Annotated in this window: 8 protein-coding genes and 1 pseudogene; 1 reads left to right on the top strand and 8 read right to left on the bottom strand. The window is 48.0% G+C overall.

The annotated features are described in order from the left end of the window. The 8 genes and pseudogenes from H6G46_RS05970 to H6G46_RS05935 form a co-directional block, all read right to left on the bottom strand. A pseudogene (locus H6G46_RS05970) lies at positions 1-168 on the bottom strand (IS4 family transposase); the annotation flags it as partial. A gap of 926 nt (positions 169-1,094) precedes the next feature. Beyond that, positions 1,095-2,222, bottom strand: a complete 1,128-nt coding sequence (gene proB / locus H6G46_RS05965; RefSeq protein ID WP_010871725.1) for a glutamate 5-kinase — start codon at positions 2,220-2,222, stop codon at positions 1,095-1,097. Positions 2,223-2,306: 84 nt separating this feature from the next. After that, complete coding sequence (locus tag H6G46_RS05960) at positions 2,307-2,426, bottom strand: photosystem II reaction center protein J (RefSeq protein WP_010871724.1); 120 nt, start codon at positions 2,424-2,426, stop codon at positions 2,307-2,309. A 32-nt stretch (positions 2,427-2,458) separates the two neighbouring features. Further along, the gene (locus tag H6G46_RS05955; RefSeq protein ID WP_010871723.1) at positions 2,459-2,578 is read right to left on the bottom strand and encodes a photosystem II reaction center protein L; all 120 of its coding nucleotides are present in this window, start codon (positions 2,576-2,578) and stop codon (positions 2,459-2,461) included. 9 nt (positions 2,579-2,587) lie between these two features. Then, complete coding sequence (gene psbF, locus H6G46_RS05950) at positions 2,588-2,722, bottom strand: cytochrome b559 subunit beta (protein WP_010871722.1); 135 nt, start codon at positions 2,720-2,722, stop codon at positions 2,588-2,590. Between the two features lie 36 nt (positions 2,723-2,758). Continuing rightward, a complete protein-coding gene (gene psbE / locus H6G46_RS05945; protein ID WP_010871721.1) occupies positions 2,759-3,004 on the bottom strand; it encodes a cytochrome b559 subunit alpha in 246 nt (81 codons plus the stop codon). Positions 3,005-3,089: 85 nt separating this feature from the next. Next, positions 3,090-4,118: a photosynthesis system II assembly factor Ycf48 gene (locus tag H6G46_RS05940; RefSeq protein ID WP_010871720.1), complete on the bottom strand. Its 1,029-nt coding sequence runs from the start codon at positions 4,116-4,118 to the stop codon at positions 3,090-3,092. Positions 4,119-4,173: 55 nt separating this feature from the next. Next, positions 4,174-4,521, bottom strand: a complete 348-nt coding sequence (locus tag H6G46_RS05935) for a rubredoxin (protein WP_010871719.1) — start codon at positions 4,519-4,521, stop codon at positions 4,174-4,176. A gap of 235 nt (positions 4,522-4,756) precedes the next feature. Between H6G46_RS05935 and dxs the strand changes: the two genes are divergently transcribed. Beyond that, positions 4,757-6,679 (top strand): 1-deoxy-D-xylulose-5-phosphate synthase, encoded by a 1,923-nt coding sequence (dxs, locus tag H6G46_RS05930; protein ID WP_010871718.1) that lies wholly within the window; start codon positions 4,757-4,759, stop codon positions 6,677-6,679. The last annotated feature ends 17 nt before the right edge of the window (positions 6,680-6,696 follow it).

Here is a 6,696-nt window from a genome sequence, read left to right as displayed (position 1 = left end):
TCCTCGTAAGTTCAGTCTTTTAAACATACTCCTCATGCTTGTCTGGCTCTGGTCTAACACTAATCCTAACCAGATACTCACAAACTTAAATGTGTCTAATACTGGGTAGTCATGTTTAGGAAAATTAGATAGATAAGTTTTTACAATATGTCCAAAATTTGATATCATCGCTTCAATTATTCTAATATTTCTGCCCTTTATTCTATCATTTTAAAGAGCTTTTTTCTCTTTATAACTATCGTTCAACACTTCTGCACTTGATCATAGGGGTATAAACAAATTCCACTACTTGCCCATGTTCTTATTGGTTGACGAAGGGCACGATTAAAAGCGAATTCCCTAGATTGACGAATTATAACCCTGTTATTTCGCATAGAGATAATCGCTTTCATTTGTTCATTCATTGCATCAGCGTAATCTTTGGTTCCGCTTAACAATAAATGATTCCTTAGAAGTGATTTCTAAAGAAAATATAAAGAAAAGAGGATAGGAAAAATCTGTTTTTTATGGTGAAAAGATAAAAATTGAGTATTGTCGATGAGCAATTTGCCGAACGTAGTTAATCCTCAGCGCAAGCTATACGCCAGTGACATGAGTGATGAGGATTGGAAGATAATCGAGCCCAAGTTACCAGCACCGAAAGGATTTGGGCGTCCTAGAGAGTTGGACCTGCGAGAAATATAACTAATTAGTATAACTATGAGGCACTAGGCTATGCAGTAATCTTGAATAACTTTGTCTATGCGATTTTGCTATACTACCCTGGCTATTTCTGGAAATGTTTTTCTCCTGATATTCGCTATTAATCCTAGATGCAAATATTTAAAGTACTCAAAGCTTCTTACTTCTGGAAAGTAAGTCTCTGTAGCTTTCACAATATTTGTCGATAAACTGTACTGTTTCTTTTGCTTGACGGGGGCAACCATATATCACCTCTGCCTTTCACCCTCTCTTCTCTGTTTTATCCTTCCTACAATGATAGAAGAGCGATAGGCGAACTCCCAACTTTCTTCAATATCTGGGATTAATTCTGCCAACATACCGGGTTGGGACAAAAATAATTCGTAAAATCATTTGTCTGTCTTCAGACTCTTCTAATTTTCTTGTAATACTAAATTATCTCGATGGATCACTGTATCTGGCCCCACGTAGCCTAACACTGCGGCGATCGCCTCGGAATGGAGTCCCTTAATTTTTTCTAGCTCGTTACAGTTGTAATTAACTAATCCCCGCCCTAATTCTTGACCCTGGGGATCACAGATTATGACGGCATCGGTGGCACTGAATTCCCCTTCTAGGGCAACCACCCCGATCGCCAATAGGGATTTGCCCCTAGCTTTGAGGGCCTGGACCGCCCCAGCGTCAATGAAAATTTTCCCGGTGGGCACTAAACCATAGGCGATCCAACGTTTACGAGCATTATCGGAGCGGGGTTGGGCTTCAAACTGAGTGCCCAAATTAGCTCCCTGGAGGATGGCTAAAATTTGCTCAGGTTTTTGGCCATGGGTGATGACGGTGCGGACTCCTGATCCCGTAGCAATGCGGGCAGCGGTGATTTTGGTGGCCATGCCGCCGGTGCCCCAGGCGGAACCAGTGCTATCGGTGCGGACTTGTAATTGGGCTAATTCCGCGGCTTTGACTAGGGGAATGGGATAGGCATCGGGATCTAAACGGGGGTCACTGGAATAAAGGCGGTCAACGTCAGTGAGCAAAAATAGCCAATCCGCTTCCACCAAGCTGGCCACTAAAGCCGACAAAGTATCATTGTCGCCAAATTTTAGTTCATCGATCGCCACCGTGTCGTTTTCATTGACAATGGCAATCACCCCCAACTCAAACAGAGCTTGGAACGTGTTGTAGGCGTTGACATAGGCGGTACGCTCAATTAATTCCCGTCTGGTGAGCAAAATTTGGGCAATGGGTTGCCGGAGGCTACTAAAAAGGTCGTCATAGGTCCGCATTAATCTGCCCTGGCCCACAGCGGCGATCGCCTGCTTTAAGGCCATTTTTTTTGGCCTTTCTGTCAGGCCCAAACGACTACAACCTACTCCTATGGCTCCAGAGGAGACTAGCACCACCCGATGGCCTTGGCCGATCAACTTGCATACAGTTTCCACCAAAGCGGCAATGGTGGAGAGGGCCAACTGACCCGTTTCCGGACGAGCTAGGCTAGAAGTACCAATTTTAATCACCAAAGTTTGGGGTTGCATTGCCATTGTCATCTATTTTGGGAGGAAAAATTGCCATAAAAAAAGTGGGCCAAGCCCACCTTAAAACCATGATATTGTGTGGCGGCTAGCCCTCGATTACATGGAAGAACCTAAACCAGCATAGGCTCCGTAGAAAAATAACCCTAGAACACCAATGGCGCCAATACCGGCCACTACACCCACCACCCACAAAGGGATTCTGCCTTCTGCGAACATACCATGCCTCCTAAATTGCGTATTAAAAAAGTTTAGTTAAAGAAATAGCTGGAGAACAAAATCCCCAACACAGCCACCAACAATAGACCCAGGTATAAAGAAGTGCGGTTCAATTCCACCGGTTGGCGGTTTGGGTTTGAATTTCTGTCCATGAAAAACTCCTAGCGTTGAATAAATTGCATCGCGGCGATCGCCCCGACAAAGAAGACAGAGGGCACCGCCAGGGTGTGAACCGCCAGCCAGCGCACCGTAAAAATGGGATAAGTAACCGGTTGATTAGGATTTTGGGTTGCCATTGTTAATTACCAACTAAAAAAGAACAATTAAATGTTTTATTGATTAAACTCTTGAATTTCCTGATTAATGTCGTAGCGTTCCTGGAGAATGGGCAACTCTTGACGGGTCTGGGTGAAATATTCATCGGGGCGGGGAGTGCCAAAAGCATCGTAGGCTAAGCCCGTGCTGACAAACAACCAACCAGCAATAAACAACATCGGGATGGTGATGCTGTGGATCACCCAGTAGCGAATGCTGGTGACAATATCGGAAAATGGACGCTCGCCGGTAGTCCCTGACATTTTGTGTTCTCCTTCAATTTTTCAAAACAACATTGACTGACAAATGCAAAGCAAGTAGAGTCTAGTCTACTATTTTGTGAGCCGCCTAGGGAACCATTGCCACCTCGGTGCTGGGGTTATATTTGAGCAAAATCCCATCCTGCCCCAACACAAATCCTTTTTCCGGACTGAGGAACACCACCCGATAAAGATTGGCTGGAATATCTTCTACCCCAGTGTCCTTGGCCCAGGTTTGCCCCCCGTCTTGACTCATCAAGAGGTTACCGCTGGCCCCCGCTACCCATACTTCTTCAGGGGTACGGAAAGACAGATCGAGCAGACCCCAACTACCTTTATCCTGGGGAGCAATCACATCGCTCCATTCCTCTGCATCGGGATCGGTGCTGAACTGGAGTTGTCCCCCCCGGGCCAACAGCCATAGTTGACCGTCCTTGCCATAGCCCATGGTCTGTAAGCGTCGGGAAGAATTGCGGTTATGGGGAGTCCATTCCGTTTGTCCCGGTGCCCAGGTGGAATAAAAATTACCCCGGGCTGACACCGCCACATAACGGCCATCGGTTGATCGTTGAATGGTGCGGGCTACTCCTACGGCCCCCTCCACCAAAGCTTTCCAGTTTTTGCCCCCATTGGTGGTTTTGTAAATAGCGCCCAAATCCGTAATCATCTCCGCCGTCTGGGGTCCCAGGGCAATAATACTGTAGGGAGCACCGGGCAGTTTCTCACTCAAGGGAATGCGGGCCCAGGTTTGGCCCCCATCGGTGGTGTGGAGCAAAATGGAAGGTTTACCTGTGATCCATCCCTCGTTGCCAGAGAAACTAACGGCGGAAAAACTAGCCTTTTCTTCCCCTAGGTCAATCAGCTTCTGCTCCCAGGTGTCACCGCCATCGGTGGTTTCAAAAATAGTCTCCTTGGTACCCACCAGCCAACCATGGTTCGGATCTTCCGTGAAGGCAATATCCGCAAAGGTAGAATCTGTTTCTAAAGCAATTTCTTGCCATGGATTGAAGGCCAAATCCGGCACATGGCTGCAGCTCACACAGAAAACGGCGATCGCCGCCACTAGGACAAGTTGCTTTAGTTGCTCAAACTTCAAACTGGGGAATTTAACAGGCATTGTGAACAGGAATAATCAACGAGTACAGCAAGGGCTCAGAGGGAAAATTGAAGCCTTATCCCATGCCGTAAAGGCTCAGGAAAAATAGGAAAATGACGAAAAGACTACCGAAAATTAGTAAATTCTTTTTACCACCACTCATACGGTTAAAACCAAAACCGTAGTTAAGGTTCTCGGCAAAACCAGAGGGAGCATCGGTCTCCCCGGTGCTGATGAAGTAGTTGCGGGGGGCGCCACACACCGGACATTTCCAATTAAGGGGTAGGGCCTCAAAGGGAGTGCCGGGGGAAACACTAGTCTTTTGATCCCCTTGGCTGGGAATGTAAACATAACCGCAGGCCCGGCATTCATGGTTTGGGGATGCCAACTCCGCCAGGGTCTTTTCAGGGGGACGCTCACTCATGGCTACTACAGCAGAGAACTGGGGGTAAATCTTTAGTAATCTTTGTTAAAAATTATGACATCTTCGCTACCCTTTTCCCCAGCCTTCTCAATGGGGATTCATCATTGGTTCACCGAATGTTTTGTCCAGACTGTGACTGGGGTTTTCCAACCTAACTTCCCTTCACCCAATGGGTTAAAGTGTGAGAAGTCTGAAAAAAGTTCCATAATTTAGCCATCGTTAGTCCCAATCCACCATGCACATCAGCGAACTGACCCACCCCAATGAGTTAAAGGGTTTATCTATCCGTGAGCTGGAGGAAGTTTCCCGGCAAATCCGAGAAAAACATCTCCAAACTGTGGCCACCAGCGGCGGTCATCTGGGGCCTGGGTTGGGAGTGGTGGAACTGACGGTGGCCCTATATTCCACTCTTGATTTAGACAAAGACCGGGTGATTTGGGATGTGGGACACCAAGCCTATCCCCACAAAATGTTGACGGGACGTTACCATGATTTCCATACCCTGCGGCAAAAAGATGGGGTGGCTGGTTACCTCAAACGCTCTGAAAGTCGTTTTGACCATTTTGGTGCTGGGCACGCTTCCACAAGTATTTCCGCTGGTTTGGGCATGGCTTTAGCTCGAGATGCCAAGGGGGAAGATTTTAAAGTAGTTTCCATCATTGGCGATGGTGCTTTAACCGGGGGCATGGCCTTGGAGGCAATCAACCATGCCGGGCATTTGCCCCATACCAGACTAATGGTGATTCTCAATGACAATGAGATGTCCATTTCCCCCAACGTGGGAGCCATTTCCCGTTATTTAAATAAAGTCCGCCTCAGCAGTCCGATGCAGTTTTTGACGGACAATCTGGAGGAACAGATCAAACACTTGCCCTTTGTGGGGGATTCCCTCACCCCGGAGATGGAAAGGGTCAAGGAGGGAATGAAACGTCTTGTTGTCCCCAAAGTGGGAGCGGTGATTGAAGAACTAGGATTTAAATATTTTGGTCCCATTGACGGTCATAGTTTACAGGAATTAATCGATACCTTTAAACAAGCGGAAAAAGTGCCTGGTCCGGTGTTTGTCCATGTTTCCACCACCAAGGGCAAGGGTTATGACTTAGCCGAAAAGGATCAAGTAGGCTACCACGCCCAAAGTCCTTTCAACCTTTCCACCGGTAAGGCCTATCCTTCTAGTAAGCCGAAACCCCCCAGCTATTCCAAGGTTTTTGCCCATACGTTGACTACCCTGGCCAAGGAAAATCCCAACATTGTCGGTATCACGGCTGCTATGGCGACGGGGACAGGGCTAGATAAACTCCAGGCCAAGCTACCCAAGCAGTATGTGGACGTGGGCATTGCGGAACAACACGCAGTTACTTTGGCGGCGGGCATGGCCTGCGAGGGCATTCGTCCAGTGGTGGCCATCTATTCCACCTTTTTGCAACGGGGTTACGACCAGATTATCCATGACGTTTGTATTCAAAAATTACCCGTATTTTTCTGCCTAGACCGGGCGGGCATTGTGGGGGCGGATGGGCCCACCCACCAAGGGATGTATGACATTGCCTATCTCCGTTGCATTCCCAATCTGGTGCTGATGGCTCCCAAGGATGAAGCAGAGTTACAACAAATGCTGGTTACTGGGGTTAACTACACCGGTGGGGCGATCGCCATGCGTTATCCCCGGGGTAATGGCATCGGGGTGCCCCTGATGGAGGAAGGTTGGGAACCGCTGGAAATTGGTAAAGCTGAAATTCTCCGGTCGGGGGATGATGTGCTTCTGTTGGGCTACGGCTCCATGGTCTATCCCGCTCTGCAAACAGCGGAATTACTCCACGAACACGGCATCGAAGCAACGGTGGTTAATGCCCGCTTTGTTAAACCACTAGATACGGAATTAATTTTGCCCTTGGCCGAGCGCATCGGCAAAGTGGTGACCATGGAAGAAGGTTGCCTCATGGGGGGCTTTGGCTCAGCAGTGGCGGAGGCCCTGATGGATAACAACGTGTTGGTGCCCTTGAAACGTTTAGGGGTGCCCGACATACTTGTGGACCATGCCACTCCGGAACAATCCACCGTTGACCTTGGTTTAACCCCAGCCCAGATGGCGCAGAATATTATGGCTTCACTGTTCAAAACTGAAACTGAATCAGTTGTCGCTCCTGGAGTTAGTTAGCAGGAATTTTGATACAT

The sequence above is a fragment of the Synechocystis sp. FACHB-908 genome (genome assembly GCF_014698595.1).
GTDB lineage: Bacteria > Cyanobacteriota > Cyanobacteriia > Cyanobacteriales > Microcystaceae > Synechocystis.
Note: the sequence above shows the minus strand (reverse complement) of the source record. Positions and strands in the feature narration are given on the sequence as shown.

What these genes read in the sequence shown, in the direction of transcription:
- H6G46_RS05935 (WP_010871719.1), bottom strand. Translation starts at nt 4,521, where the DNA reads ATGAGTGAGCGTCCCCCTGAAAAGACCCTGGCGGAGTTGGCATCCCCA.
- dxs (WP_010871718.1), top strand. Translation starts at nt 4,757, where the DNA reads ATGCACATCAGCGAACTGACCCACCCCAATGAGTTAAAGGGTTTATCT.
- H6G46_RS05955 (WP_010871723.1), bottom strand. Translation starts at nt 2,578, where the DNA reads ATGGACAGAAATTCAAACCCAAACCGCCAACCGGTGGAATTGAACCGC.
- psbE (WP_010871721.1), bottom strand. Translation starts at nt 3,004, where the DNA reads ATGTCAGGGACTACCGGCGAGCGTCCATTTTCCGATATTGTCACCAGC.
- H6G46_RS05940 (WP_010871720.1), bottom strand. Translation starts at nt 4,118, where the DNA reads ATGCCTGTTAAATTCCCCAGTTTGAAGTTTGAGCAACTAAAGCAACTT.
- H6G46_RS05960 (WP_010871724.1), bottom strand. Translation starts at nt 2,426, where the DNA reads ATGTTCGCAGAAGGCAGAATCCCTTTGTGGGTGGTGGGTGTAGTGGCC.
- proB (WP_010871725.1), bottom strand. Translation starts at nt 2,222, where the DNA reads ATGACAATGGCAATGCAACCCCAAACTTTGGTGATTAAAATTGGTACT.
- psbF (WP_010871722.1), bottom strand. Translation starts at nt 2,722, where the DNA reads ATGGCAACCCAAAATCCTAATCAACCGGTTACTTATCCCATTTTTACG.